The following is a 26,607-nucleotide window of genomic DNA, read 5'->3' on the forward strand; positions in this document are numbered from 1 at the left end:
ACTGGTGTAAGAATCGTCGCTAAATCGGACGTAATGGTCTTCCTGAACAAACGTTTTTATAATGACGTGCTGACACTACGAATAAATCTGTCTTGCTTTAAGGGCCTGAGTTTTACAGCAATTACGCGTTCAACATACGGTCGATAAAGTCTTTCCAGTTACCTAATTCTTGCGCTAACATTTGACTCCCCTTTATTGGACGCGGGCATTATACGTCTGCTTTTTGTACAAACCAAACTTCTCGCATGTTTCTTTAATCACGATCACATTCCCGCCCCGTCTGGATCCTGCCTGCGTTTTGCCTCATTATGTGCCCTATCCTCGCGCCAGCATTCTGTGCTGGTGAAAAGTTCATAATTACTGACAGGTTACGTTTTTCTATGGCAACGACTTCAGCTTCAGCCTCATTTATTCTCTATGGCATCAAAAATTGCGATACCGTCAAAAAAGCCCGTCGCTGGCTGGAAGAAAACGCGGTCAGTTATCAGTTTCATGATTATCGTGTGGAGGGGCTGGACGACGCGCTGTTGCAAAAGCTTATCGATAAACAGGGCTGGGAAGCAATGCTGAACACCCGTGGCACCACCTGGCGCAAACTTGATGACGCCACCCGCACCGCCTGCGATAACGAAACCAGCGCCAAAGCGGTGATGCTTGAACATCCGGCCGTCATCAAACGCCCGTTTTTGCTGGCCCCCGATGGCCAGTCTCTGCTGGGATTCAAACCAGAGAGCTATCAGCAATTCCTCGCGGAGGTGAAATAACATGAGCTGCCCCGTTGTCGATCTCGCCCAACAGTTAATTCGCCGCCCGTCCCTGAGCCCGGACGACGCTGGCTGTCAGGACATCATGATTGCCCGCCTGCGCGCGGTGGGTTTTCATATCGAACTGATGCCTTTTGGCGATACCCTGAATTTTTGGGCCACGCGCGGTGAAGGTAAAACGCTGGCGTTTGCCGGCCATACCGACGTGGTGCCAACCGGCGATCATAAGCTGTGGGTTACCGGTCCGTTCGAGCCAACGCTGCGCGACGGGATGCTTTATGGTCGTGGTGCGGCGGATATGAAGGGTTCGCTGGCGGCGATGGTCGTCGCTGCCGAACGTTTCGTGGCTGCCAATCCTCATCATAAAGGCCGTCTGGCGTTTCTCATCACCTCCGACGAAGAAGCCAGCGCGGTTAACGGCACGGTAAAAGTGGTCAATGCGCTGATGGAGCGCAACGAGCGTCTGGATTATTGCCTGGTCGGCGAGCCTTCAAGCACCTCACGCGTCGGCGACATCGTAAAGAATGGCCGTCGCGGCTCAATGACCGCCAACCTGCACATTCACGGGGTTCAGGGCCACGTCGCCTATCCGCATCTGGCCGATAATCCGGTGCACCGCGCGATGCCTGCACTGAACGAACTGGTGGCTACCGTCTGGGATAATGGCAATGAATTCTTCCCGCCGACCAGCATGCAAATCGCCAATATCAACGCCGGCACCGGCAGTAATAACGTCATTCCCGGCGAGCTGTATGTGCAATTTAACTTCCGCTTCAGCACCGAACTGACCGATGACATCATCAAACAGCGCGTGGCGGAGTTACTTGATCGTCACAATCTGCAATACACGCTGAACTGGGTGGTCTCCGGCCAGCCGTTCCTGACCTCGCGCGGCGAGCTGGTGGATGCGGTGGTCAACGCAGTCCGCCATTACAGTGAAATGACGCCAGAGCTGCAAACCACCGGCGGCACCTCAGACGGGCGCTTTATCGCGCTGATGGGCGCACAGGTGGTCGAACTGGGGCCGGTCAACGCCACTATCCACAAAATCAACGAGTGCGTACATGCCGCCGATCTTCAGGTGCTTAGTCGCATGTATCAGCGCATCATGGAACAGTTAGTCGCATGATCACCAACGAGATGCTGACCGGGCGCTCAACCGCGCATCTGGTCACATTGGGCGACGGGCCGCACCGTCTGCAAAAGCAGGCGGCAAAAGCGTTCGTCAGGATGCAGCAGGCAGCCCGTGAAGCCGGGTTTGATTTACAGCCTGCCAGCACTTTTCGTGATTTTGAGCGCCAGCAGGCTATCTGGAATGGCAAATTTCGCGGCGAGCGACCAGTATTAGATAAAGACAGTCAGCCGGTGGATATCAGCGAGTATTCTGATGCCGAACGCTGCGGGCTTATCCTGCGCTGGTCGGCGCTACCGGGCGCCAGCCGCCACCACTGGGGCAGTGATCTGGATGTGTATGATCCACACCTGCTGCCCGAAGGAAAGACGTTACAGCTGGAGCCGTGGGAATATGAGCCAGGCGGGTATTTTTATCCACTGAACTGTTGGATGTCGGACCATATGGCGGAGTTTGGTTTTTTCCGACCGTATGCCGAAGACCGTGGCGGCGTTGCCATTGAACCCTGGCATCTGAGTTATCGCCCACTGGCCGCATTGTGCGCAGCGCAACTAACGCCGGACGTACTTATCAGTGCATGGCAAGGACAAGATTTAGCGGGCTGCGACTGGATAATCAGCGAGATCGCGACTATCTTCCCAAGATTCATCGCCCTACCTACATAACAATTTAAGGAGCACGCCATGGAGTGGATTAAAGATTACTGGTGGATCATTCTGATCATTCTGTTCGGGATGTTGATCAGCGGCATTAAAGAACTGCGACGCGTTGATGTGAAAAAGTACCTCAACGACAAACCTGAAATCCCGCCTCATCGCGATAATAATGCAGAGTGGGATAAAGACGATGACTGGCCGAAGAAGAAGTAAGGCCGGTAAAAGTGAAGGCAGTCGGGATGGCTGCCTTTTTTGATGGCGATGATCAGATCACTGTGACCGGTCGTTTTGCAAATGCGAGATAGCGGTATTGATCATCTGCGAGTCCAGCCCGTGCGCCATGCCTGCCTGAATGTTCAGGGTACAAATGCTGCCTAAAGATTTCAGTCGCTCAGCGGCAGTTTTAGACTGGAACGGGTTGATCACCGGATCCTGCTCACCGTGAATAAAGTGCACCACGGTACCTGCGGCAATCGGTTTTTCCGGCAAATTGGCGAAACGCCCGCTGAACGCGACGATGCGCGATGCCAGATGCTCTTCCACTTTGGTAGATTCCAGCGCCATGATAGTCCCCTGCGAGAAACCAATCAGCGTGGTGTGTTCCGGCGACACGCCGGTTTTCTGCTGCCAGTCACGCACAATCTCAATAAACAGCGGCATCGCGGCATCAATGCGCGGCTGACGATTTTTCTCGGTCACACCCTGCACGGAAAACCACTGGAAGCCGCGGCCAAAATCACAAATATCCGGGCTGCCGATGCTCACCACCTGCGCCTGCGGAAAGGACACCGCGAAAAACTTGCCAATTTCGCCCATGGAAATCGGGTTATCGCCCACGCCGTGAAATAATAAAATAAGCTGTTTTGCACGCTCTTGCGGCTGCTGGACAATAATCTGTTCTGAGCTCATGGTTCTCTCCTGTTTTAGGCTAATTCCGCCACTATACGCCGCCTGCCGGACAGTGAAACCGGGATTTATTGAACGTGTCTTTCCATTTTTTGCAATGACTCCGCGCGGCTAAATCCCTTGCCTACAGTGTTCACACGCTGCGGGATCCAGTTCCGCCATCGCCTGCTGCGTCTCTTGTCGCCAGCGCTGAACGAGCGCTTTTCTCCCCGATATCCCCTCCGCCTGCACAACTTCCGCCGCATTTTTCCCTTGCTGCAGGTGCGCACGCAGCGCCGTAAGTGGCAGCTGACTGTTGATCAGTAGGCGGTTAAGCGCCGGCAGACTGCTTTCCAGCGGCCGGTGCGCGAAGGCAAAGCCGGCCAGCTCGCGCCAGTCAGCCTCAGTGAGCGCTGTCTCTGCGGCAAATGGAAGCGGCAAAGTAATGTCTATCAGCGGTGCCAGCCAGCGCCAGTCACGATGCAGCTGTTGTTCAGCCGCCTGCGCCAGCGCCTGCCCTGCCGGGCTCAGCGGTAATATCGCCATCACGGCATAACATCCGCTGCTGGCCTCTTTCTGCGTGCTGATACGCGCAAGGCGAAAACCCGCCTGCTGCCAAAGCGCCGTCAGCTCATCGGAGTAACCAAAACTCACCGACATGAAATCCAAACCTTGCTCAGTTGCGCGCTGTTTTTGTTCCGCCAGCAACGCACGGGCGATGCCCTGACGCCTGAATGCCCGATGCACCGCTATACGGCTGACGCGCCGCGACCGCAATATAGCAGCCTGCTCCAATCCGGCGTGGGCCGCGAGTGACTGCGCCACCAGATTGCCGCGCGGACGTCGTCTTCCAGCCCAGACGTCATGCGCAAGCGCCGGGCTCAGCGAACCTTCTTCCACCAGCCACAGCGCGCCGGTTAAGGTTTCGTCCTGTCGGACTGCGCTGAAGGTCATGCCCGGTGCATCCAGCAAACGACGTAAATCCAGCGGCGACGTGCGGTAATGCGCACTGGTCAGCAGGCCATAGAAATCCTGTAACAGGGCGGGTTCGCTCATCCAGTCTTCAGCATCGGGGGCGAAAATAGCAGAAGGTTCGCCTGTGTTTTTAACCTCTGTCAGAGGTTCGTCGAACAGCAATGCCTGGCTTATCAGGGGTTCGAGTAAATCCTGTTCCGACCAGCGAATGGGCGCGGTCAGCCGCAGATCGTGCCAATGCGGCAGCGAAGTGCAAAACTTCAGCAGGAATCCACGCCCGGTGCCTTCATAACCCTGCACCGTGGTAGTCAGTAATATGCGCGGAAAAGCCGCCACCAGCTCCGTCAGCATCGGTGCGGGAATAGCAGCGGCTTCATCGATAATCAGCCAGTCCGCATCATCTACCGTGGCTTCACGGCATCGCGCCAGCAGGGCATCGGGGGCGATAAAACGGGTGGATTCAGGCGCATGAATGAGGATCTGACTCACAGCACCTTTACCCGGTGCCGTCACCCGGCAGGTACCCGGCCACTGTGCGGCCAGCATTCCCGCAAGACGCGACTTGCCGCGTCCGCGTGGCGCAGTCAGTACCCACACACCGGATTTGGCCTGCATCAGCCGCTGTAAAATCTGTTGCTGCTCAGGCGTCGGCTGGCCGTCCGGCGGCAGCCAGTCAGGCGCAGGCGGTAAAGGGGAAAGTAAAAAAGGATGATGTTGCCTGCACAGCGCGACGTGCGGCGTGCTTTCCAGTAATGCCTGAAAACGGCGGATAAAACGCGGCGTGGGGATCGCCTGTGGTTGTTCGCTCCAGCGCAGGCTGTCGGCGTCGGGCAACTGCGACCAGCGGCACCAGTCTGGCACCAGCAAAATCAGCCAGCTTCCGGCCTTAAGTGTTCCGGAAAACGCCGCCAGCGCGTCCACGTTCAACCCGGCGCGGGCATCAAAAATGCCGTGCAAAATATCCTGGCCGAGCAGCGAATGCGCCGCAGACGGTGAGCAGGCGTTCACTCCCACGGGCGGCGAATCACTGATCCACAACCAGTCTCCGGCGTTATGGCCCGAAAATTCGAGAGCCTGCGCCATGCACCAGTCCGCCTCACCGCTGAACACCAGCACGCGCCGCACGCCCTGGCGCAGCATCTGTTGTTGTAACGATGTGGCCGATACGGCAATCATCTCAGGTTTTCCCGACCAGCATGGAGAGCAGTCCGGCGGCGATAAGCGGCCCGACCGGCACGCCTTTAAACAGCGCGACGCCAAGCACCGTGCCAACCAGCAAACCAGCGACCAGATGCGGCTGCGTACCCATCAACGTCAGCCCGCGTCCGCCGAGCCACGATACCAGCACGCCGACCAAAATGGCGGCGATGGATTTCCAGTGGAAAAATGAATGTACGACAGTGCTGGCGCTGATTTTTCCACTGGCTATCGGGGCCATCACTCCGATGGTCAGAATAATAATGCCGATGGTCAGGCCATATTTTTCAATCCACGGGAAGAAGGTATTGAGCGGCGTGATGCGCACCGTCAGCAGGAAAAACATCGCGATAGTCACTGCGCTGTTGTGGCTGATGATGCCCAGTCCGGCGAAGACCAGTAAGATCAAAAGGGTTGGATCGAGAAAAGCCATAGCGTTCCCTGCGTTTCCTGTCAGAAAGGCAGAAAGGCTCCGCAGAGCCTTTCTGTATCGGTCGTTGATTATTGAACAGTTTTTGCAGGCAGACCAGAACTGAATGGTCGCGACGCCGCGAAATCAGCGGCTGGCGAAGGTATTGCACTGATCCGGATTACCGGTATCGAAACCACGTTTGAACCAGTCATAACGCTGCTGTGACGTGCCGTGCGTAAAGCTGTCCGGCACCACGCGCCCCTGACTTTGCTGTTGCAGACGGTCATCGCCGATTGCCTGCGCAGCGTTCAGCGCTTCTTTCAGATCGCCCTCTTCAAGAACATTTTGCTCCTGCATCGAATGCCCCCAGACACCGGCGTAGCAGTCGGCCTGCAATTCCATTTTCACCGACAGCTGATTCACCACCGCCTGCGACGCCCCCTGCTGCATCTGTCGCACCTTGCGCTCAATGCCCAGCAGATTCTGCACGTGATGGCCCACTTCGTGGGCGACGACGTAACCCTGTGCAAAATCACCGCCCGCGCCCAGTTTGTTCTGCAATTCCTGATAGAAAGAGAGATCGATATACACTGTGCTGTCCGCCGGGCAATAGAACGGCCCCATGACCGACTGTCCGGTGCCGCATCCGGTGCGGGTCGCGCCACGATACATCACCAGTTTCGGTTCGCGATACGTCATCCCCTGTTTCTGGAAAATCTCTTTCCACGTATCTTCCGTCGAAGCGAGGATGACGGAAGTGAATTTCGCCTGCTCATCATTTTTCGGGCTGATGGATTGGGATTGCGTCTGATGCTGTGCATTGCCGGACTGTCCGCCGTCAATCAGCGGAGAAAGGTCGATGCCGTAATACCCGGCGACCAGCACGACGATGATAATCACAATGCCGCTTTTGCCGCGCAGAGGGATGCGCATACCGCCGCCGCCCAGACCACCGCCGCTGGATCCCTGTCCGCGTCTGTCTTCTACATTGTCGCTTTCGCGACGCCCTTGCCAACGCATACTCCACCTCCAGACTGTTTTTATAAAGACTAGCCAGCGCGCGCGGTTAATACCATCCGCGCAGGGACGTAATTTTAGGTCAGAAGGAATTAAATGAAATAAAACAGGGCGAAAAAGAGGAAATTAAATGCGGGATAAAAAATCGGGTGGCGAAACTACCACCCGTTCTGGCATAAGCCCGCGACGGAAACGATTGCGCGTCCGGGCTAAAAACTAAGCGTTGCTTAGTCCAGTTTTACGCCGATACGATGAGCGACTTCTTCGTAAGCTTCGATCAGGCCACCCAGACTCTGGCGGTAGCGATCTTTATCCATCTTGTTCAGCGTCTCTTTGTCCCACAGGCGGCTGCCGTCTGGTGAGAATTCATCACCCAGCACCACTTCACCGTTGAACAGACCGAACTCAAGCTTGAAATCAACCAGGATCAGACCGGCGTCGTCAAACAGCTTGGTCAGCACGTCGTTAGCTTTGTAGCTCAGCTCTTTCATGCGCGCCAGATGTTCTTCGTTCACCCAACCGAAAGTTTTGCAGTAAGACTCGTTGATCATCGGATCGTGCATCGCATCGTTTTTCAGGAACAGATCGAACAACGGCGGATTCAGAACCAGACCTTCTTCAATGCCCAGACGTTTTACCAGCGATCCGGCAGCACGGTTACGGATAACGCATTCAACCGGGACCATATCCAGTTTTTTCACCAGCACTTCATTGTCAGACAGCAGGCGTTCCATTTGGGTAGGAATCCCGGCTTCTTCCAGCTTAGCCATGATGAAATGGTTAAATTTATTGTTAACCATACCTTTACGGTCGAACTGCTCAATACGCTGACCATCCAGTGCTGACGTATCGTTACGGAATTCCAGCACCAGCAGGTCCGGGTTTTCAGTGGTGTAGACGGTTTTCGCCTTGCCGCGATACAACTCAGCTAACTTTTGCATCTTTACTTACTCCAGTGGAAAAAACAGATGTAAAAAGGGGCCGGAGCCCCTTGGTATTATTTTGCACTACTCTGGCTAAATGCGGCCTGCATGACCGCCACCATCGCGTCGTTCTGCGACTGGCTGAGAGCATGTCCTTTCGGATCAAGGAACTGCAAGCTACTGCGGTTGTCGAGGTCGCCAACCTGAAGTTTGTAATCACCGGAAGTGAGGCCCGGATCTTTCGCACCCAGTGTCTGCCACGCATCGTCATTCAACGGTTTGTAGGTGACGGACAATGTCCCCTGCGGACGGCTGCTGTCGGTCACTTTCATGCCGGCTTTCGCCAGTGCATTCGGTAAGCGATCCCACACGACGCCGTAGCTGGAACGCACGATAAGTACCGGCAGACCGGTATCATCCGCGCCGCTCTGCACGTCGATTTCGCCAACGCGACGGTTATCGAGACGGGCTTGCGTATCCTGCTGCACTTTATCCAGGCTAGAGGTGATGGAGTTCATCATCTGGCTGTTATAACGCTGGATTTCAGCTGATGCGGTCACCGCTTTATCCTGCTGTTTCAGTTCAAGCGTTTTCACAGTCAGCGCTAACTGGTAGCTCTGCTGTTTCACGCTAATCTGGTAACGGCCCTGATACTGGAAGTCTTCATCTGCACGATTCCAGTCGACGAAATCGGTGGTCAGCGTCTGGTTAGCGTCATCGCGGTTAGCAATTTTGTAATTATTTTGCTGAACGGCTTTCACCACGCTGTTCCACAAATCGCGGTTTTGCGCGGTGTTTTCCAGCAATACGGTACTGCTATCACCGGAGAACTGCGTTTGTGAACCGTTCAGCAAGGCCAGTGGCTGCATTGGTGGACGGATATCGAGCTGTTTGCCCACCGCGCCCTGCATTGCGCCCTGACGGATTTCGTAAGTGCCATTCGGCACAGGCAGAATCATGCCCGCCGGCGCTTTCAGCTCGCTAAGAGCAGGGGCATCGAGGTAGGACTCATCACCGCTGACCTGACGCTTGTAGCGCTGGTCGCTGGAGCAGGCCGCCAGCAGCATAATCAGGGAAACCCCGACCACTTTGGCTACGGCTGTTTTCTGCAAACGGGTCATCTGGAAACTATTCTTGTCAAATAAAGAGGCCATCAAATCTTCCTAAGAGTTACAGCAAACCGGCGCTTTTTAATGCTTGTTCCACGACCGGACGGGCAGCATCTGTTAACGGCGTCATAGGCAGACGCAGAGTATCGGTTGCCATCAATCCCAGTGCCTTACAGGCCCATTTCACCGGGATTGGGTTTGCTTCTACAAACAAATGCTGATGCAACGGCATCAGGCGCTGATTCAGGCGACGTGCTTCGGCGAAATTGCCACTGGCCGCCAGTTCACAAAGTTGGGCCATTTCACGGGCAGCCACGTTGGCTGTGACGGAAATGACGCCTTTGCCACCAAGTTGCATAAAGTCCAGACCGCTGGCGTCATCGCCACTCAGCAGAATGAAATCTTCATCATCAACCAGCACTTGGATCTGACTAACACGACTTAAGTTCCCTGTTGCTTCTTTAACAGCAACAATATTCTTTAATTTAGCTAAACGCGCGATGGTCGGCGGCAACATATCGCAGCCGGTACGTGAAGGCACGTTGTAGAGAATTTGCGGCAGCGAGGTGTTTTCAGCGATGGCTTTGAAGTGCTGATACAGGCCTTCCTGCGTCGGACGGTTGTAATACGGTGTGACTGTCAGACAGCCCACAACACCACTCTTTTCAAAACGTTGCGTCAGAGAAATCGCTTCGGCGGTGGCATTAGCACCGGTGCCTGCGATAATAGGGATGCGCCCATCGGCCAGTTCCAGCGTTTGCATGACCACGTCACCGTGTTCGTCATGGCTAAGCGTAGCCGACTCGCCTGTCGTGCCAACGGAAACGATCGCCGCAGTACCACTGGACACATGATAATCAATCAGTTTTTTCAGACTCGCGCGATCGACAGCACCTTTGGTGTCCATCGGCGTAACCAGTGCAACAATACTTCCCGTAAACATTGACCTTCCCCTCCACAAACAGGTCACTCATGGTACTTTTGACACCACTGCAAAAGCAAGCAATCAACGTGTTGTAAGCGCTTGTCCGACGGTTTTTTTTATGTTTACCTTGGGAATACTCCCAAGCACGACAGGAACAGCCATTTTGCCGCAGCCACAACAACATTATCTGGTTATCACCGCCTTAGGTGCCGATCGCTCTGGTATCGTCAATACCATTACCCGCCAGGTCAGCAGCTGCGGCTGCAATATCGAGGATAGCCGTCTGGCGATGCTCGGTGACGAGTTCACCTTCATCATGCTGCTCTCCGGCAGCTGGAACGCCATCACGCTGATTGAATCCACCCTGCCGCAAAAAGGCGCCGAGCTGGAATTACTGATCGTGATGAAACGCACCAGCGCGCCGGTTCGCCCGCCGATGCCCGCCACCGTGTGGGTGAAAGTGGAAGTCAAAGACTCTCCGCACCTGATCGAGCGCTTTACCGATTTGTTCGACACGCACCAGATGAACATTGCAGAACTGGCCTCAAAAACCCGGCCGGCCGATACCACCACGCCCGCGCAGCTCTCTATCCAGATGACGGCGCACAGCGCGGCGAATACCGATCCGGTAATTATTGAGCAAGCCTTTCATCAGCTATGTACAGAACTGAATGCGCAAGGCAGTATTAACGTCGTTAGTTATTCTGAGAATGAAAATAAACTGCAGTAATCGCTAAGTGATACGGAGAAAGACAATGAGCCCACTGAAAGCCGGTGATCCTGCGCCGCAATTTAGTTTACCCGATCAAGACGGTGAACAAATTAATCTGGCCGACTTCCAGGGACAGAGAGTCCTGGTCTATTTTTATCCAAAAGCTATGACCCCGGGCTGTACCGTACAGGCCTGCGGACTGCGCGATAACATGGATCAGTTGAAAAGTGAGGGTGTAGAAGTGCTGGGGATCAGCACCGATAAACCTGAAAAACTGTCGCGTTTTGCCGAGAAAGAACTGCTGAACTTCACCTTGCTGTCAGATGAAGATCATCAGGTATGCGAGGCGTTTGGCGTCTGGGGTGAGAAATCCTTTATGGGCAAAACCTACGACGGCATTCACCGCATCAGCTTCCTGCTCGACGGTAATGGCAAGGTTGAGAAAGTGTTCGACGACTTCAAAACCACCAATCACCATGACATCGTGATGGCCTATCTGAACGAGAAATCGGCCTGATTATTCAAGCCTGATCCACGTTCATAAAAAAAAGCGCAGACGCGCTTTTTTTATTTGAGTGGGATAATGTTGGCCTCAGACCGTTTCGTTCAGCAATTCATCCGGCCAGACGTGAACGACGGCTTTGACCAGCGTCGCCAGCGGTATCGCAAAGAACACGCCCCAAAATCCCCACAGACCGCCGAACACCACCACCGACAAGATGATCACCAGCGGATGCAGGTTCACCGCTTCGGAGAACAGCAAAGGTACGATCACATTGCCATCCAGCCCCTGCACTACCAGATAGGCGACGATTAGCGTCCAGAAATCTGCGCCGAGCCCCCACTGGAACATCGCGACAATCACCACCGGAATGGTGACCAGCATCGCACCGATGTAGGGGATCAGCACCGAAATCCCTACCAGAACCGCCAGCAGCAACGAATAACGTAAATCCATCACCCAGAACACCAGATAAGTCGCAACGCCGACGATAATCATCTCAAGGACTTTGCCGCGAATATAATTAGTGACCTGCTGATTCATCTCCGCCCAGACCTGCCCTGCCAGCCCGCGATCGCGCGGCAACACGCGGCGCACAGCGTTGAGCATTTTCTCTTTGTCTTTGAGCAGGAAGAAGACCATCATCGGCACCAGAATCAGGTAAATCGCCAGCGTCAATAACCCGACCAGCGACGCGAGGGAATATTTCACCACTGATTCACCCAGCCCCGAAAGCTTGCTGCGCATATTTTCGGCCATCATGTCGATAATGCCTGCATCCACCAGCGCCGGATAACGCTTGGGCAACGTGGCGGCAAAATCGTAGAAACGGTTAAGCATGCTCGGTAAATCCGCCAGCAGATTGACGCCCTGCTGCCACGTTACCGGCGCAATAACCAGAATTCCTAACATCAGTATCCCTGCAAACAATAGCAGCACCACGCTCACTGCCAGCGTGCGTGAAAGCCCGATGTGTTGCAGGCGCACGGTCGGCCATTCCAGTAAATACGCCAGCACAATCGCTACCAGCAGCGGTGCTAAAATACCGTTCAGAAAATAGAGAATACAAAAACCGGCGACCAGGATCGCCAGCAGCGCAATGGCCTGCGGGTCGGTGAAGCGGCGACGATACCACTGTAATAACATGTCTAACATCTGAGAAGGCTCCTGAGATTTGTATTGCCTGTTGGGTTGCGCTGTTCGTTCCCTGCGCGCTCAGACACAAGTAACTATCTTTTAAATTCGTTGTCACACAACTGTAGACAGCGGAGTGTTTTAAACTCCCACGAGGATAGCTACTATAGAGTTCAGCGCCAATAATAGCGCCAGAAAATAATGCTCACTTCGCCAGTTCATGAAATAAAAGCTCTTAAAGCTCATCGATGTGCGGTTCACTTATTGGGAAGCAAATGTTTATGGTAATGCGGTTGAAAAAAACGGTGATCGCCCTGTGTTTAGGCAGTCTGTTCACTGGTGCAATTTTCCCGGCAGGCGCTGACGACAGTTCATTCTGGTCAACGCCGGTGACCTCTTCCTCCAAAAACACCAACTCGCCTTTGGCACCGCCGGTGAGCGATCAGTTACCGGATATCGGTACCACGGCGGGCGGCACGCTGAGCATTAATCAGGAATTACAGATGGGCGATTTTTACGTCCGTCAGATGCGCGCCAGTACGCCACTGATTAACGATCCGCTGCTCAATCAGTACATCAATGAACTGGGGCAGCGTCTGGTGGCACACGCCTATTCCGTGCGCACGCCGTTCCATTTCTTCATCGTCAATAATGACGAGCTGAACGCCTTCGCCTTCTTCGGCGGTAACGTCGTTCTTCACTCGGCGTTGTTCCGTTACACCGATAACGAAAGCCAGCTAGCCTCGGTTATGGCGCATGAAATCTCCCACGTTACCCAGCGCCATCTGGCCCGTGCGATGGAAGATCAGCAACGTAATGCGCCGCTGACCTGGGTCGGCGCGCTCGGTTCGATCCTGCTGGCAATGGCCAGCCCGCAAATGGGTATGGCAGCGCTGACCGGTACGCTGGCCGGCACGCAGCAAGGAATGATCAGTTTCACGCAGGGCAACGAGCAGGAAGCCGACCGTATCGGTTTGCAGGTTCTCCAGCGCTCGGGCTTTGATCCGCAGGCAATGCCCGCGTTCCTGCAAAAACTGGCCGATCAGGCGAGTTATTCTACCCGTCCACCGGAAATGTTGCTGACGCACCCTCTTCCCGACAGCCGTCTCGCCGACGTGCGTAACCGTGCCAATCAGATGCCACACATTGTCGTACAGTCTTCGCAAAAATACCTGATGGCGAAAGTGCGTATGTTAGGAATGTACGGTTCTGAAAGTTTCCCGCTGACCGATGATTATCTGCAAAAGTTGAGCGACGGCAACGTGCGCGAACAGCTGGCGGCGAAATACGGTCAGGCGCTGCAATTTTACAAAGCGAAGAAATACGATCAGGCGCGGGCAATTCTGGAACCGCTGATGGTGCAGAATCCGGGCAATGAATGGTTGCTGGATCTCTCCACCGATAACGATCTGGAGAGCAAACGCGCACCGCAGGCCATCGCCCGTCTGGAGCAGGCCGGTGCGGCCACCAGTTCTAATCCGGTGCTTCAGCTCAATCTGGCGAATGCCTATCTCGAAGGCGCGAAGCCGGCTAACGCCAGTAAGATCCTTAACCGCTACACCTTCACCTATCCGGGCGATCCGAACGGCTGGGATCTGCTGTCGCAGGCGTCTGCCGCACAGGGTTTACGCGCACAGGAGCTGGCCGCCCGCGCGGAAAGCATGGCGCTGATCGGACGTCTGGATCAGGCTATTGAAATGCTGAGTAACGCCAGCGCATTGCAGAAATTAGGCAGTCTGGAACAGGCCCGCTACGACGCGCGTATCGACCAGCTTCGTCAGCTACAGGGCCGTTTCCGTCAGTATCAGAAAGGCTGATTTTGAATCTTTAAGGGAGAACGTTATGGCACATGATGTCGCGATTTATCACAATCCGCGCTGCTCCAAGAGCCGCGAAACGCTGAAATTGCTGGAAGACGCCGGGATCGAACCGCAGGTGATTTTGTATCTGGAAGCGCCGCCGACGGTTGCCACGTTGCAGGATTTACTGAAAAAGCTGGGGTTCAGCTCTGCGCGCCAGCTGATGCGTAAAGGCGAAGAGATTTATAAGGAACTCGGCCTGGCCGATAAAAGTCTGAGCGAAGCGCAGCTGTTGCAGGCAATGGCGGAAAATCCGAAGCTGATTGAACGCCCGATCGTGCTGGCCAACGGCAAAGCCCGTTTAGGGCGCCCGCCGGAACAGGTGAAAGAAATTTTGTAACTCCGCTCGTCCGTTCGGGTTCGTGATGCGAACCCGGACATCCTGCGATCACAACCCCAGAATTTCCTTCACGAACGGGATCGTCAGTTTACGCTGCGCGGTGATAGAAGCACGGTCGAGCTGATCGAGCGTCATAAACAGCGTGCGCATTTCGCGATCCAGACGTTTGAGCAGGAAACGCCCCACGTCTTCCGGCAGTTCAAATCCGCGCAGTTTCGCACGCAGCTGCAAAGCCTGAAGTTTCTCTTCGTCGGAAAGCGGCTGAAGTTTGTAGATTTGTCCCCAGTCGAGACGTGACGCCAGATCCGGTAGGCTGAGATTCAGCTGACGCGGTGGACGATCACCGGTAATAAACAGACGCGTGCGGCCAGTTTCAAGAATGCGGTTATACAGATGGAAAACCGCGGCTTCCCATTCGTCATCGCCGGCGATCCCTTCGATATTATCGATACAGACCAGTGCAAGATGCTCCATGCCGTCCAATACTTCAGGCACAAAATAGGCGCGTTTGTCTAAAGGTACGTAACCCACGGCTTCGCCGCGCTGGGATAATTCTGCGCAGGCTGCGTGAAGAAGATGGCTGCGGCCGCCGCCTTCGCGTGACCAGAAATAAATATAAGTGCCGTGTTCCTGATGCAATGCGGTCTGAATCGCAGAAAGCAGAGAGGGATTCTCACCCGGATAAAAACTGGCAAAGGTTTCATCATCGGGAAGATAAAGTGGCAGGGAAAGCTGTGCCGGCGTATTCAGAAGCACCTCAACCGAAGCGGTATTAAGACCGCAGATGTTGTCATGTCAATAAAAAGGAACGACAGAATTCTAGCAAGGATCCGCAGCAAATTGAACTGTGCCGAGTGCAACCGCTTGTGATCCGAGCACCTGACCGGAAAGCACTGCGCCCGCCGGTCAGGTGTTTTGGCTGAAATTCACCGATCAGACCGGCGGATTTTCCCGCTCGTCTTCAATATCAATGATCTTTTCTTCACCGCGGAAGATCTCAATCACTTTAAACAGCAGGCTGAGGAAGATGCCGACGATGGTCGCCAGCGCCATGCCCTTAAGCTCCGCCGCGCCGATGTGGATCTTGGCACCGCTGACGCCGATGATCAGGATAACCGCCGTCAGGATCAGATTCTGCGCTTTGTTGTAATCGACTTTCGATTCAATCAGCACGCGGATACCGGATGCGCCGATCACGCCGTACAACAGCAAGGAGACACCGCCCATCACCGGCACCGGCACAGCCTGGATAGCCGCCGCTAATTTTCCGATGCACGACAGCAGGATCGCCAGAATCGCCGCACCGCCAATCACCCAGGTGCTGTAAACCTTGGTGATGGCCATCACGCCGATATTTTCGCCGTAAGTGGTGTTCGGCGTGGAGCCGAAGAAACCAGACAGTACGGTGGACAGGCCGTTTGCCAGCATCGAACGGTGCAGGCCCGGATCGCGCAGCAGATCTTTTTTGACGATGTTTGCCGTCACCACCAGATGCCCGACGTGTTCAGCAATGACCACCAGCGCGGCAGGCAGAATGGTCAAAATCGCCACCCACTCAAAGCGCGGGGTGTAGAACGTTGGCAGCGCAAACCAGTGCGCATTCGCGATGGCAGACACATCGACCACGCCCATAAAGAACGACAGCGCGTACCCGACTAATACACCGATGAGGATCGGAATGATCGCCAGGAAACCGCGGAACAACACTGAACCCAGAATGGTCACCGACAACGTGACGACGGAAATGGTAACCGCAGTAGAATCCACCGGTGCGCCATCGGCTGGCAGTAGGCCGGCCATATTCGCCGCCACGCCCGCCAGCTCCAGCCCGATGACGGCAACGATTGCGCCCATCGCCGCCGGCGGGAACATCACGTTGATCCAGCCGATACCGGCCTTCTTGACGATCAGCGCCACCAGACAGAACAATAGCCCGCAGGCGATAAATCCGCCCAGCGCCACTTCATAACCCATCGGCAGCAGTAACAGCACCGGTGAGATAAACGCAAAACTGGAACCGAGATAAGCCGGTATCTTCCCTTTACACACAAATAAGTACAGCAAAGTCCCTATGCCATTGAACAGCAGCACCGTTGCCGGATTGATTTTGAACAGAATGGGGACCAGAACGGTGGCACCAAACATGGCAAACAGATGCTGGAAACTCAGGGGGATTGTCTGCAGCAAAGGCGGACGTTCGCTTACCCCAATGACACGACGGGTCATGGATTGATCCTCTGTGAAATGATGTTGTCTTTGACGAGTAAAAAAAAATCAAAAAAAAGCCGACTTCTCAGTCGGCTATTGCTTATTTCGTACCAAATATCTTATCGCCCGCATCACCGAGTCCCGGGATGATGTAGCCTTTTTCGTTCAGCCCCTGATCGATGGAGGCGGTGTACAGCTCAACGTCCGGGTGCGCGGCTTCCAGCGCGGCAATCCCTTCCGGTGCAGCCACCAGCACCAGCACTTTAATGCTCTGGCAACCGGCTTTTTTCAGCAGGTCGATGGTCGCGATCATTGAACCACCGGTCGCCAGCATCGGGTCAACCACCAATGCCAGACGTTCTTCGATATTAGAAACCAGCTTCTGGAAATAGGGTACAGGTTTCAGGGTTTCTTCATCACGGTACACGCCCACCACGCTGATACGCGCGCTCGGTACGTGCTCCAGAACACCCTCCATCATGCCCAGACCGGCACGCAGGATAGGGACAACGGTAATTTTCTTACCCTTGATCTGATCGATTTCAACCGGACCGTTCCAGCCTTCGATGGTGACTTTCTCAGTTTCTAAATCGGCAGTCGCTTCATACGTCAGCAGACTTCCCACCTCAGAAGCCAGTTCGCGAAAACGTTTCGTGCTGATGTCGTTCTCACGCATCAGGCCCAGCTTGTGTTTCACCAGCGGGTGTTTCACCTCGACGATCTTCATTGTTTATTCTCCTAAGGTGGTTGAGCTGCAAAAAAAAATCGCGAGATTATAACGCCATTTTTTTTCAATGCTACAGCCAATTGCCTGATCTGGATCATCAGGAACCCGGATAGAGTATAGACAGCCCAAAAAGCGTCATCGCATAAGGCGCTCGCAAACGTTTGCCTGCGCTGTTAGAATTGCCCCGCTTTATTCTTCAACCACCAACCCAAACCGCCGTGGGGACTTCGCAGTGACCGACAAAACCTCTCTCAGCTATAAAGACGCAGGCGTAGATATCGATGCCGGTAACGCATTGGTAGATCGCATTAAAGGTGTAGTAAAACAGACTCGCCGCCCTGAAGTAATGGGTGGACTGGGCGGTTTTGGTGCCCTCTGCGCATTGCCGCAAAAATACCGTGAACCCGTACTGGTTTCGGGCACCGACGGCGTTGGCACCAAGCTGCGTCTGGCGATGGATTTGAAACGCCACGATACTATTGGTATCGATCTGGTCGCGATGTGCGTCAACGATTTGATCGTTCAGGGTGCTGAACCGCTGTTCTTCCTCGATTACTACGCCACCGGCAAACTGGACGTCGATATCGCCGCCAGCGTGATAACCGGTATCGCCGAAGGCTGCAAGCAGTCTGGCTGTGCGTTAGTCGGGGGTGAGACCGCTGAAATGCCGGGTATGTATCACGGCGAAGATTATGACGTGGCAGGTTTCTGCGTCGGCGTGGTGGAAAAATCAGAAATTATCGACGGCAGTAAAGTTGCTGACGGCGACGTGCTGATCGGTCTTGCCGCCAGTGGCCCGCATTCCAACGGCTACTCTCTGGTGCGCAAAATTCTCGAAGTCAGCAACACTAATCCGGAAACCACCGATCTGGCAGGCAAACCGCTTGCCGATCACCTGCTGGCACCGACCAAGATTTATGTGAAATCGATCCTGAACCTTATCGAAAACGTTGATGTTCACGGCATCGTACATCTGACCGGTGGCGGCTTCTGGGAAAATATCCCACGCGTTCTGCCGGACAACACCCAGGTCATCATCAACGAATCCAGCTGGCAGTGGCCGGATGTATTCACCTGGTTGCAGACCACCGGTAACGTCAGCCGTCACGAAATGTACCGCACCTTTAACTGTGGCGTGGGCATGGTCGTGGCACTTCCGGCAGAACTCGCCGATCAGGCGATTGCTTTACTCAATGACAATGGCGAGAAAGCGTGGAAAATTGGCTATGTTAAAGCCTCTGACTCCGCTGAACGCGTGGTAATTGAGTAATCCGGTAAATCAACTGACTGAAGACAGGTAGCGATATGAAAAGGATTGTGGTTCTGGTATCAGGCGAAGGCAGTAATCTTCAGGCCCTGATTGATGCCTGCCAGCAGGGACGAATTAACGCAGAAATCACCGCTGTCTTCAGCAACAAATCCGCCGCTTACGGTCTGGAACGTGCACGACTGGCAAACATTGCAGCGCATGCGCTGGATGTCAAAGCTTACGAAGACCGCGCGGCGTTTGACGTCGCGCTGGCCGATGCTCTCGATGAGTACCAGCCGGACCTGGTCGTGCTGGCGGGGTACATGCGTATCCTGACTGCCGACTTCGTTCAGCGCTTTGCCGGACGTATGATCAACATCCACCCTTCCCTGCTGCCGAAATATCCGGGTTTGCACACTCACCGTCAGGCGATTGAAAATCAGGATACGGAACACGGCACCTCGGTGCATTTTGTGACGGAGCAGCTCGATGGCGGCCCGGTGATTTTGCAGGCCAAAGTGCCGGTATTTAGCGATGACAGCGAAGATGATTTGGTGGCCCGCGTACAAACGCAGGAGCACAATATCTATCCGCTGGTGGTCAGCTGGTTCGTTGAAGGCCGTTTATCCCTGAAAAACGATCGGGCATTGCTGGATAACAATCCACTCCCTGTTCAGGGTTACGCAGCGGATTAACCTGCTTAAGCGCGATGATTTCACTATAAACCGGCTTCGTGCCGGTTTTTTATTTCCTGTCATTTGACACTTGTTTACAGTTCAGCCGATATAATGGCGTTCCCGGCGCACGTTTAAACGTCGTTTGTGCGCCGACCTTCATCTGGAACACGGTTGTTTCAGATTTCATTTCCAAGAAGGTTACCTCAGGTAAAACGGCTTTATTTTTTGAGGAACACCCCATGTTTAGCAATAACAGCGTCAGATTACGTCCCCTGGAAAAGGATGACCTGTCGTTTGTTCACCGTCTTGATAATAACGCCAGCATCATGCGTTATTGGTTTGAAGAGCCTTACGAGGCATTCGTCGAACTGACCGATCTGTATAACAAACATATCCATGACCAAAGCGAACGCCGCTTTATTATCGAATTCCAGGGCGGGCCGGTCGGCCTTGTCGAACTGGTGGAAATTAATCATATTCACCGCCGTGCAGAATTCCAGATAATCATTGACCCGCAACATCAGGGCAAAGGATTTGCAGGCGACGCCGTGCGCCTGGCGATGGATTATGCCTTCTCGGTGCTTAACCTCTACAAACTGTATTTAATCGTCGATAAAGAAAATAAAAAGGCGATCCACATCTACAGTAAATTAGGGTTTGAGCTGGAAGGCGAACTGAAACAGGAATTCTTTGTGAACGGCGAATATCGCAGCGCCATCCGCATGTGTATTTTCCAGCCGCAGTTCCTGGCAAAATACAAAACCAAACCGGTACAGATCAAACCAGAAGCGGTGATTGGTGCCAGCGCGGTCTGATTTGATATATACAGTCCGGGTCAATTTTCTGCTGGTGAAGGGCGTAAATGTCCTTCACCGGTAAGACTTTTCCTGCGTTTTCCCCTCTTTTATTTCATCTGATAAATCTCTCCCTGTTATGTTGGACTTTCCTGTCAATCTTTCGCAATATTGTTAGTAGACACTAGGCCCCTCACACAAAAGGCTTCCTGTTACGCTGACCGTTGGAAAAGCGAACAGCACGAAGATGATGGTGAGCTAAATTGCGGTGTTTTCAGGCGAATTTCGCCTGTATGGGCCAGGTTGCACGCTAAACGAACGGAGTGAAAATGGGTCAGGAAAAGCTTTATATCGAGAAAGAACTAAGCTGGCTGTCCTTCAATGAACGCGTTTTGCAGGAAGCAGCGGACAAAAGTAATCCCCTGATCGAACGGATGCGGTTTTTAGGCATTTATTCCAATAACCTTGATGAGTTTTATAAAGTCCGCTTTGCCGATTTAAAACGACGGATCCTCATCAGTGAAGAGCAGGGTTTTCTCGGCGCATCGCGGCATTTGCTGAAAAAGATTCAGGCGAAAGTCCTAAGGATCGATCAGGAATTCGATAGCCTCTATAACGACCTGTTACTGGAGATGGCACGTAATCAGATCTTCCTGATTAACGAGCGTCAGGTGTCGGAAAATCAGCAGCTCTGGCTGCGTCAGTATTTCAAACATCACCTGCGTCAGCACATCACGCCTATCCTCATCAATCACGACACCAATCTGGTGCAGTTTCTTAAAGACGATTACACCTATCTGGCGGTCGAAATTATTCGCGGCGATGAGATCCATTACGCGCTGCTGGAAATTCCGTCAGACAAAGTACCGCGCTTTGTGAATCTGCCGCCGGAAGCGCCGCGTCGTCGCAAGCCGATGATCCTGCTTGATAACATCCTGCGTTATTGCCTCGACGACATTTTCAAAGGCTTCTTTGATTACGACACGCTGAACGCCTATTCGATGAAAATGACCCGTGATGCCGAATACGATCTGGTCACGGAAATGGAATCGAGCCTGCTGGAGCTGATGTCTTCAAGCCTGAAACAGCGACTGACCGCGGAGCCGGTGCGTTTTGTTTATCAGCGCGATATGCCTAATGAAATGGTGGAATTACTGCGCGGCAAGCTCGGGATCTCCAACTACGATTCGGTGATAGCCGGTGGTCGTTACCACAATTTCAAAGACTTCATCGGCTTCCCGAACGTCGGTAAAGCCAATCTGGTGAACCGTCCGCTGCCAAGACTGCGCCATCTGTGGTTCGATAAATTCCGCAACGGCTTCGCTGCCATCCGCGAGCAGGACGTGTTGCTGTATTATCCGTATCACACCTTCGAGCACGTGCTGGAGCTGCTGCGTCAGGCATCGTTCGATCCGAACGTGCTGTCGATCAAAATCAATATTTACCGTGTCGCCAAAGACTCGCGGATTATCGAATCGATGATCCATGCAGCGCACAACGGCAAGAAAGTGACCGTAGTGGTCGAATTGCAGGCGCGTTTCGACGAAGAGGCGAATATTCACTGGGCGAAACGTCTGACAGAAGCCGGTGTGCACGTTATTTTCTCTGCGCCTGGCCTGAAAATTCACGCCAAACTCTTTCTTATTTCCCGCCGCGAAGGCGACGAAATTGTCCGCTATGCTCATATTGGGACCGGAAACTTTAACGAAAAAACCGCCCGTCTTTATACCGACTATTCGTTGCTTACGGCTGATGCGCGCATCACCAACGAAGTCCGCAGGGTGTTTAACTTCATCGAGAACCCTTACCGCCCGGTTTCATTCGAGCATCTGATGGTGTCGCCGCAAAACTCGCGCGACATGCTTTACCGTCTGATAGACCGTGAAATCGCTAACGTTCAGGCCGGTGGAACCGGTGGTATTACGCTGAAAATCAACAACCTGGTGGATAAAGGACTGATTGACCGTCTCTACGTGGCGTCAAACGTGGGGGTAAAAATCCGTCTGCTGATCCGCGGTATGTGTTCACTGGTGCCCAATTTACCGGGGTTCAGCGAAAACATTCAGGTTACCAGCATCATCGACCGTTATCTCGAGCATGACCGCGTTTACGTGTTCGAAAACGGCGGCGATGCCAAAGTCTTCCTGTCGTCCGCCGACTGGATGACGCGCAATATCGATTACCGTATCGAAGTGGCGGTGGCGCTGCTCGATCCGCGTCTCAAACAGCGCGTGCTGGACATTCTGGAGTTGCTGTTTAATGACACTGTCAAAGCCAGAGTGATTGATAAAGAACTGAGCAACCGGTATGTTCCACGCGGAAATCGCCGCAAAGTCCGTGCGCAACTGGCGATTTACGAGTATTTGAAAGATCTGGAACAACAGAGTCAGCAAGCCTGAACCCCCTGGAGCGTTACACGATTATGCCCCTTAAAAACAGCTCATTGAGTGCCAAGCCACAGGAAATTGCGGCGATCGATCTCGGGTCGAACAGTTTCCACATGGTGATTGCGCGCGTCGTCAACGGCGCCTTGCAGGTGTTAGGCCGCCTGAAACAGCGCGTTCATCTGGCTGACGGCCTCGACAGTAAAAATGTGCTCAGTGAAGAAGCCATTCAACGCGGGCTGGATTGCCTGGCTTTGTTTGCCGAACGCCTGCAGGGCTTTCCGGATAACAACGTCACTATCGTCGGGACGCATACTCTGCGTCAGGCGGTGAATGCTGAGGAATTCCTCAAGCGCGCCGCAGAAGTCATCCCCTACCCGATCGAAATCATCTCCGGTCAGGAAGAAGCACGTCTGATTTTCATGGGCGTGGAACACACGCAACCAGAAAAAGGCCGCAAACTGGTCGTTGATATCGGGGGCGGATCCACAGAGCTGGTTATCGGCGAAGACTTCGAGCCGTTGCTTGCCGAAAGCCGCCGCATGGGCTGCGTCAGCTTTGCGCAGATGTTTTTCCCGAACGGGGAAATCACCCGCAGCAATTTCAAACGTGCGCAGCTCGCCGCCGCACAAAAGCTGGAAACGCTGGCGTGGCAGTATCGTCTGCAAGGCTGGCAATATGCGCTCGGTGCGTCCGGCAGCATCAAAGCCGCCCATGAAGTGCTGGTGGAAATGGGCGAGAAAGATGGCCTCATCACGCCGGAACGCCTGGAAATGCTCACCGAAGCGGTGCTGGATTTTAAGAGTTTCGATGCGCTGGATTTACCGGGGCTGTCGGAAGATCGTCAGTCGGTATTCGTGCCGGGCCTGGCTATTTTGCGCGGCGTGTTTGATGCGCTGGCGGTTAAAGAACTCCGCCTTTCCGATGGTGCGCTGCGCGAAGGCGTGCTGTACGAAATGGAGGGCCGCTTCCGTCATCAGGATATCCGTACCCGTACCGCGAAAAGTCTGGCCGAGCATTACAATATCGACCGGGAACAGGCGCGCCGCGTGCTGGAAACCACCGAGCAGCTCTACAGCCAGTGGCTGGCGCAAAACACCAAGCTGGTTCAGCCACAGCTGGAGTCGCTGCTAAAATTCAGCGCCATGTTGCATGAAGTGGGCCTGAGCATTAACCACACCGGTATGCACCGCCACTCTTCTTACATCCTGCAAAACACCAATCTGCCGGGGTTTAATCAGGAACAACAAACGTTGCTGGCAACACTCGTGCGTTTCCATCGCAAAGCGATCAAGCTGGAAGAGCTGCCGCGCCTTAACCTGTTCAAGAAGAAGCATTATATTCCTCTGATCCAGTTATTGCGCCTCGGTGCCCTGCTCAATAACCAGCGTCAGTCCACCACCACACCGGAGTCACTGCGATTGTCGACGGATGACAATCACTGGACGCTACGCTTCCCCGCGGGATATCTGGCGCAGAATAACCTGGTTCAGCTCGATTTTGAGCGCGAACAAAGTTACTGGGATGACGTGACCGGCTGGAAACTGATGCTGGAAGAAGAAGACGGTGAAGCGAAAGAAAGTTAAGCGGTTTTGCGTCACGCCATGACGCAGGATAGCGAAACAAAAAGCCCTCAGGCACGTTGTGCACTGAGGGCTTTTTCTTACGTGTCATCTCTGCTGTCAGGCTTGCGGTACTTCCAGCAGCGCCGATAAAAGCTGCGGTTTTCCGACCAGATAACCCTGCATGTAATCCACGCCCAGTGCGTGCAACGCCGCTTTCTGCTCTTCGGTTTCCACATATTCCGCCACAATCGCCAGATGCTTCATCCGCGCCACCTGGCAAATCGACTGCACAATGTAACCATCCAGCGAATCTGTCAGCATGTTGCGCACAAAGCTGCCGTCAATCTTGAGGATATCGGCCTCAATCGCTTTCAGGCGGCCATAGCTGGCGTAGCCTGTACCAAAGTCGTCGATAGCAATACGGCAGCCATAATGGCGCAGCTCACGCATGGCATGGTTAGCGTACGTTACATCCTGCAATAAGTGCGACTCGGTAACTTCCAGCACGATCTGGAAGGGTTCCACCTCGAACTCCTTCATCAGCGCTTTGAAATCGCGGGTGAAGGTCGGGCGACACAGAGTCGATGGCGTAAAGTTGACGGCAAAACGCAGGCTCGGCAGGCGCACACGGTTCTGACTGATAAACATCAGCGTGTGCCTGAGTACCCACATATCCATCTGATACGACAGACCAAATTCATGCACTACCGGCAGGAATTTATCCGGCATGATCAGCGCGTTATCTGAACCTTCCGACAAGCGCAGCAGAATTTCATGATAGCTGTCCCCGCGCACGCCCAGGATCGGTTGTGCCATCAGTACAAAGCGGTCATCATCCAGCGCGCGCTGGATCTTATGCAGCATATCAACTTTATCTCTGATTTCAGTCTGCACCTGGCTATGATCGCTTTTATTCGATTCCGGCTTCCCGGTGGTCAGCGACATTTCGGCAATTCCGCTCAGTTCACCCAGTAAAATCGGCAGATGTTCGACCGGCGAATAGACGGTGCAATATGACAAACCGATATTCGGATGCAGCGGTAGGCCATTCCAGATCAGCCGAAAATCTTCAACGTACTCATACAACTGAATAAGCTTTTCTTCGACATTGTCACAGTTCAGCCGCAGAACCAGATCGTAGCCCGGCAGGTGATAGACTTTTTCACCGGGCCGTAAGTAAGGCCTCAGCCCCATCGCCAGCTGCCGTTTGAACTGAATACGCAGTTGCATCCCGTAATTACGGCTCAGCACATCCATATCTGAAACACGTACAAAGCACAGCAGCGAACGCGGATATACCGCCAAATCCCGGTTAAAAGCGCGCAGATTAGGCAGTCCGAATACCGGATCCTGCAGCGCTGCCGCTTTGAACTTTTTCATCAGCAACCGCTGGCGCGAAGAAATCACCGCCATCAGCAACAGCGTGGAGGTATAAACCAGCATCAGGGCAGAGACAAAAACCAGATTATGAATAAAGTTTTGCTCAGTAATAAAGCCCTGATAGTTATGGAATAAAATGGTGAGGGTGACGGTCCACACGATGCTGATGAAGTAATAGCCGTAACGCAGTGCGCCGAACAGCAGCACCGGGAACAACAGTGTGAGCGTATAATCGCTGAGCAAAATTTTCATGAAGGGCTCGCTCAGCCCCTCGATGCACAGCAACGCGACCATCCCACTAAGGAGGATAAACCACACCACGATTTCCCAAGGCTTCACACTGGGCGCGCACTGCTTACGCAGCATCATGCGTAACACGCGCCAGTAACGTGGCTGTCGCAGAATACGGATCACCAGATAAATCAGATGCGAGTTAAGCAGTATCCCCAGAATCATGGACTGAAGATTAATCAGCGTGCGCAGCGTCATGAATTCGCGGGTCGCCATGCCCAGATACTGCGGCAGCAGACCACTTTCCACTACGATTTGCAGCACGATGATGAAGAAGAACGTCAGGAAAATCAGCAGCCAGCCGACGCGCACCCACGGCTGATTCATCAACCCAAGCGGGGCGGACCAGCGACTTCCCGCCTGCCAGCGATATCCCAGCCAGGCAAGAAACAGTGACGTGAAGTAAATCACTGTCATCAGCGTGCCCATTTCCGCCCCTACGCGCAGGTAATAGCGCAGAAACAGCGCCAGCACAATGCCGGGGAATGCCGCCCAGTCAAAGACCATCAGCAGCGCCACGCAGGTCGCGAGCGGCATGTAAATCAGATACGTTCGACCTTCCGGCAACATAATGATCGGAGAGAGCGAAGAGGTGATGGGGATCAGCACCAGCGCGCAGAAGATCGGAAGTCCCCACCATTTATGGCGCAGTTCATTCCAGGAAAAGAATTTTTGCATCGGGTTCATCGTAAGTTTTGCGGACAGGAGTCATGCCGCTGTAAAAGGTATCAGGATGAAACGGGCGTCATGAAATCGCCGGGCGACAGTGACGACAGGCTCCGCATTCAAT

Annotated in this window: 26 protein-coding genes; 13 read left to right on the forward strand and 13 right to left on the reverse strand. The window is 53.8% G+C overall.

Annotated features, from left to right (window positions below; translation table 11 throughout):
* Window positions 1–121: 121 nt before the first annotated feature.
* Entirely contained in the window at window positions 122–181 is a 60-nt protein-coding gene (gene ypfM, locus AC0Z7K_RS13370; RefSeq protein ID WP_485614953.1) for a protein YpfM, read from the reverse strand.
* 199 nt (window positions 182–380) lie between these two features.
* On the opposite strand from ypfM, the gene AC0Z7K_RS13375 reads away from it, so the two are divergent.
* Genes AC0Z7K_RS13375 through AC0Z7K_RS13390 form a run of 4 tightly spaced genes read left to right on the forward strand, consistent with a single transcriptional unit; the run spans window position 381 to window position 2,765 of the window.
* Entirely contained in the window at window positions 381–764 is a 384-nt protein-coding gene (locus AC0Z7K_RS13375) for an ArsC family reductase (protein WP_485614832.1), read from the forward strand.
* 1 nt (window position 765) lies between these two features.
* Window positions 766–1,893, forward strand: coding sequence for a succinyl-diaminopimelate desuccinylase (gene dapE, locus AC0Z7K_RS13380; protein ID WP_413528177.1), 1,128 nt, complete (start codon window positions 766–768; stop codon window positions 1,891–1,893).
* Window positions 1,890–2,561, forward strand: coding sequence for a M15 family metallopeptidase (locus AC0Z7K_RS13385; protein ID WP_485614834.1), 672 nt, complete (start codon window positions 1,890–1,892; stop codon window positions 2,559–2,561). The genes dapE and AC0Z7K_RS13385 overlap by 4 nt, the downstream gene beginning before the upstream one ends.
* An 18-nt stretch (window positions 2,562–2,579) precedes the next feature.
* Window positions 2,580–2,765 carry a YpfN family protein gene (locus AC0Z7K_RS13390; RefSeq protein WP_112168618.1) on the forward strand — a complete coding sequence of 62 codons (186 nt, stop codon included), beginning with the start codon at window positions 2,580–2,582 and terminating at the stop codon, window positions 2,763–2,765.
* A 57-nt stretch (window positions 2,766–2,822) separates the two neighbouring features.
* Here AC0Z7K_RS13390 and ypfH read toward each other — a convergent pair whose 3' ends face one another.
* The 7 genes from ypfH to dapA all read right to left on the reverse strand — a co-directional run bounded on the left by ypfH (window position 2,823) and on the right by dapA (window position 10,013).
* Entirely contained in the window at window positions 2,823–3,461 is a 639-nt protein-coding gene (gene ypfH, locus AC0Z7K_RS13395; protein ID WP_485614836.1) for an esterase, read from the reverse strand.
* A 108-nt stretch (window positions 3,462–3,569) separates the two neighbouring features.
* Window positions 3,570–5,588: a tRNA(Met) cytidine acetyltransferase TmcA gene (locus AC0Z7K_RS13400; RefSeq protein WP_485614838.1), complete on the reverse strand. Its 2,019-nt coding sequence runs from the start codon at window positions 5,586–5,588 to the stop codon at window positions 3,570–3,572.
* 1 nt (window position 5,589) lies between these two features.
* Entirely contained in the window at window positions 5,590–6,042 is a 453-nt protein-coding gene (locus AC0Z7K_RS13405) for a DUF441 domain-containing protein (RefSeq protein ID WP_112168621.1), read from the reverse strand.
* A gap of 123 nt (window positions 6,043–6,165) precedes the next feature.
* Window positions 6,166–7,041 carry a KPN_02809 family neutral zinc metallopeptidase gene (ypfJ, locus tag AC0Z7K_RS13410; RefSeq protein WP_485614840.1) on the reverse strand — a complete coding sequence of 292 codons (876 nt, stop codon included), beginning with the start codon at window positions 7,039–7,041 and terminating at the stop codon, window positions 6,166–6,168.
* A 224-nt stretch (window positions 7,042–7,265) separates the two neighbouring features.
* Window positions 7,266–7,979 (reverse strand): phosphoribosylaminoimidazolesuccinocarboxamide synthase, encoded by a 714-nt coding sequence (gene purC, locus AC0Z7K_RS13415; protein WP_413528172.1) that lies wholly within the window; start codon window positions 7,977–7,979, stop codon window positions 7,266–7,268.
* Window positions 7,980–8,035: 56 nt separating this feature from the next.
* A complete protein-coding gene (bamC, locus tag AC0Z7K_RS13420) occupies window positions 8,036–9,115 on the reverse strand; it encodes an outer membrane protein assembly factor BamC (RefSeq protein WP_485614842.1) in 1,080 nt (359 codons plus the stop codon).
* A gap of 16 nt (window positions 9,116–9,131) precedes the next feature.
* The gene (gene dapA, locus AC0Z7K_RS13425) at window positions 9,132–10,013 is read right to left on the reverse strand and encodes a 4-hydroxy-tetrahydrodipicolinate synthase (protein WP_413528170.1); all 882 of its coding nucleotides are present in this window, start codon (window positions 10,011–10,013) and stop codon (window positions 9,132–9,134) included.
* A 145-nt stretch (window positions 10,014–10,158) separates the two neighbouring features.
* On the opposite strand from dapA, the gene AC0Z7K_RS13430 reads away from it, so the two are divergent.
* Both AC0Z7K_RS13430 and bcp read left to right on the forward strand, forming a co-directional pair.
* Window positions 10,159–10,725, forward strand: a complete 567-nt coding sequence (locus AC0Z7K_RS13430) for a glycine cleavage system transcriptional repressor (RefSeq protein WP_485614844.1) — start codon at window positions 10,159–10,161, stop codon at window positions 10,723–10,725.
* A 25-nt stretch (window positions 10,726–10,750) separates the two neighbouring features.
* The gene (bcp, locus tag AC0Z7K_RS13435; protein WP_112168626.1) at window positions 10,751–11,224 is read left to right on the forward strand and encodes a thioredoxin-dependent thiol peroxidase; all 474 of its coding nucleotides are present in this window, start codon (window positions 10,751–10,753) and stop codon (window positions 11,222–11,224) included.
* A 75-nt stretch (window positions 11,225–11,299) separates the two neighbouring features.
* On the opposite strand, the gene AC0Z7K_RS13440 is transcribed toward bcp, so the two are convergent.
* On the reverse strand, window positions 11,300–12,364 hold the full coding sequence (locus tag AC0Z7K_RS13440; protein WP_485614847.1) for an AI-2E family transporter: 1,065 nt from the start codon (window positions 12,362–12,364) through the stop codon (window positions 11,300–11,302).
* Between the two features lie 260 nt (window positions 12,365–12,624).
* On the opposite strand from AC0Z7K_RS13440, the gene bepA reads away from it, so the two are divergent.
* Together bepA and arsC are read left to right on the forward strand one after the other, a co-directional pair.
* Complete coding sequence (bepA, locus tag AC0Z7K_RS13445; protein ID WP_485614849.1) at window positions 12,625–14,160, forward strand: beta-barrel assembly-enhancing protease; 1,536 nt, start codon at window positions 12,625–12,627, stop codon at window positions 14,158–14,160.
* A gap of 25 nt (window positions 14,161–14,185) precedes the next feature.
* Window positions 14,186–14,542, forward strand: a complete 357-nt coding sequence (gene arsC, locus AC0Z7K_RS13450) for an arsenate reductase (glutaredoxin) (RefSeq protein WP_485614851.1) — start codon at window positions 14,186–14,188, stop codon at window positions 14,540–14,542.
* Window positions 14,543–14,590: 48 nt separating this feature from the next.
* Here the strand turns inward: arsC and hda are convergent, their stop codons facing one another.
* The 3 genes from hda to upp all read right to left on the reverse strand — a co-directional run bounded on the left by hda (window position 14,591) and on the right by upp (window position 17,477).
* Complete coding sequence (gene hda / locus AC0Z7K_RS13455; RefSeq protein WP_101075803.1) at window positions 14,591–15,298, reverse strand: DnaA inactivator Hda; 708 nt, start codon at window positions 15,296–15,298, stop codon at window positions 14,591–14,593.
* Window positions 15,299–15,475: 177 nt separating this feature from the next.
* Window positions 15,476–16,768, reverse strand: coding sequence for a uracil permease (gene uraA / locus AC0Z7K_RS13460; RefSeq protein ID WP_413528164.1), 1,293 nt, complete (start codon window positions 16,766–16,768; stop codon window positions 15,476–15,478).
* Window positions 16,769–16,850: 82 nt separating this feature from the next.
* On the reverse strand, window positions 16,851–17,477 hold the full coding sequence (upp, locus tag AC0Z7K_RS13465) for a uracil phosphoribosyltransferase (RefSeq protein ID WP_056771320.1): 627 nt from the start codon (window positions 17,475–17,477) through the stop codon (window positions 16,851–16,853).
* A 232-nt stretch (window positions 17,478–17,709) separates the two neighbouring features.
* Here upp and purM point away from each other — a divergent pair, with 232 nt between their 5' ends.
* The 5 genes from purM (at window position 17,710) to ppx (ending at window position 24,167) form a co-directional block, all read left to right on the forward strand.
* On the forward strand, window positions 17,710–18,747 hold the full coding sequence (gene purM, locus AC0Z7K_RS13470; RefSeq protein ID WP_112168631.1) for a phosphoribosylformylglycinamidine cyclo-ligase: 1,038 nt from the start codon (window positions 17,710–17,712) through the stop codon (window positions 18,745–18,747).
* Window positions 18,748–18,782: 35 nt separating this feature from the next.
* On the forward strand, window positions 18,783–19,421 hold the full coding sequence (gene purN, locus AC0Z7K_RS13475; RefSeq protein WP_485614854.1) for a phosphoribosylglycinamide formyltransferase: 639 nt from the start codon (window positions 18,783–18,785) through the stop codon (window positions 19,419–19,421).
* Window positions 19,422–19,642: 221 nt separating this feature from the next.
* Entirely contained in the window at window positions 19,643–20,218 is a 576-nt protein-coding gene (gene speG, locus AC0Z7K_RS13480) for a spermidine N1-acetyltransferase (RefSeq protein WP_112168633.1), read from the forward strand.
* Between the two features lie 308 nt (window positions 20,219–20,526).
* Window positions 20,527–22,596, forward strand: coding sequence for a polyphosphate kinase 1 (ppk1, locus tag AC0Z7K_RS13485; protein ID WP_112168634.1), 2,070 nt, complete (start codon window positions 20,527–20,529; stop codon window positions 22,594–22,596).
* A gap of 23 nt (window positions 22,597–22,619) precedes the next feature.
* Entirely contained in the window at window positions 22,620–24,167 is a 1,548-nt protein-coding gene (ppx, locus tag AC0Z7K_RS13490) for an exopolyphosphatase (protein ID WP_413528162.1), read from the forward strand.
* A 96-nt stretch (window positions 24,168–24,263) separates the two neighbouring features.
* Here ppx and AC0Z7K_RS13495 read toward each other — a convergent pair whose 3' ends face one another.
* Window positions 24,264–26,495 (reverse strand): sensor domain-containing phosphodiesterase, encoded by a 2,232-nt coding sequence (locus AC0Z7K_RS13495; protein ID WP_485614857.1) that lies wholly within the window; start codon window positions 26,493–26,495, stop codon window positions 24,264–24,266.
* Between the last annotated feature and the right edge of the window lie 112 nt (window positions 26,496–26,607).

The sequence above is a fragment of the Rahnella sp. 1L-D-7-B-C2 genome, from assembly GCF_057290995.1.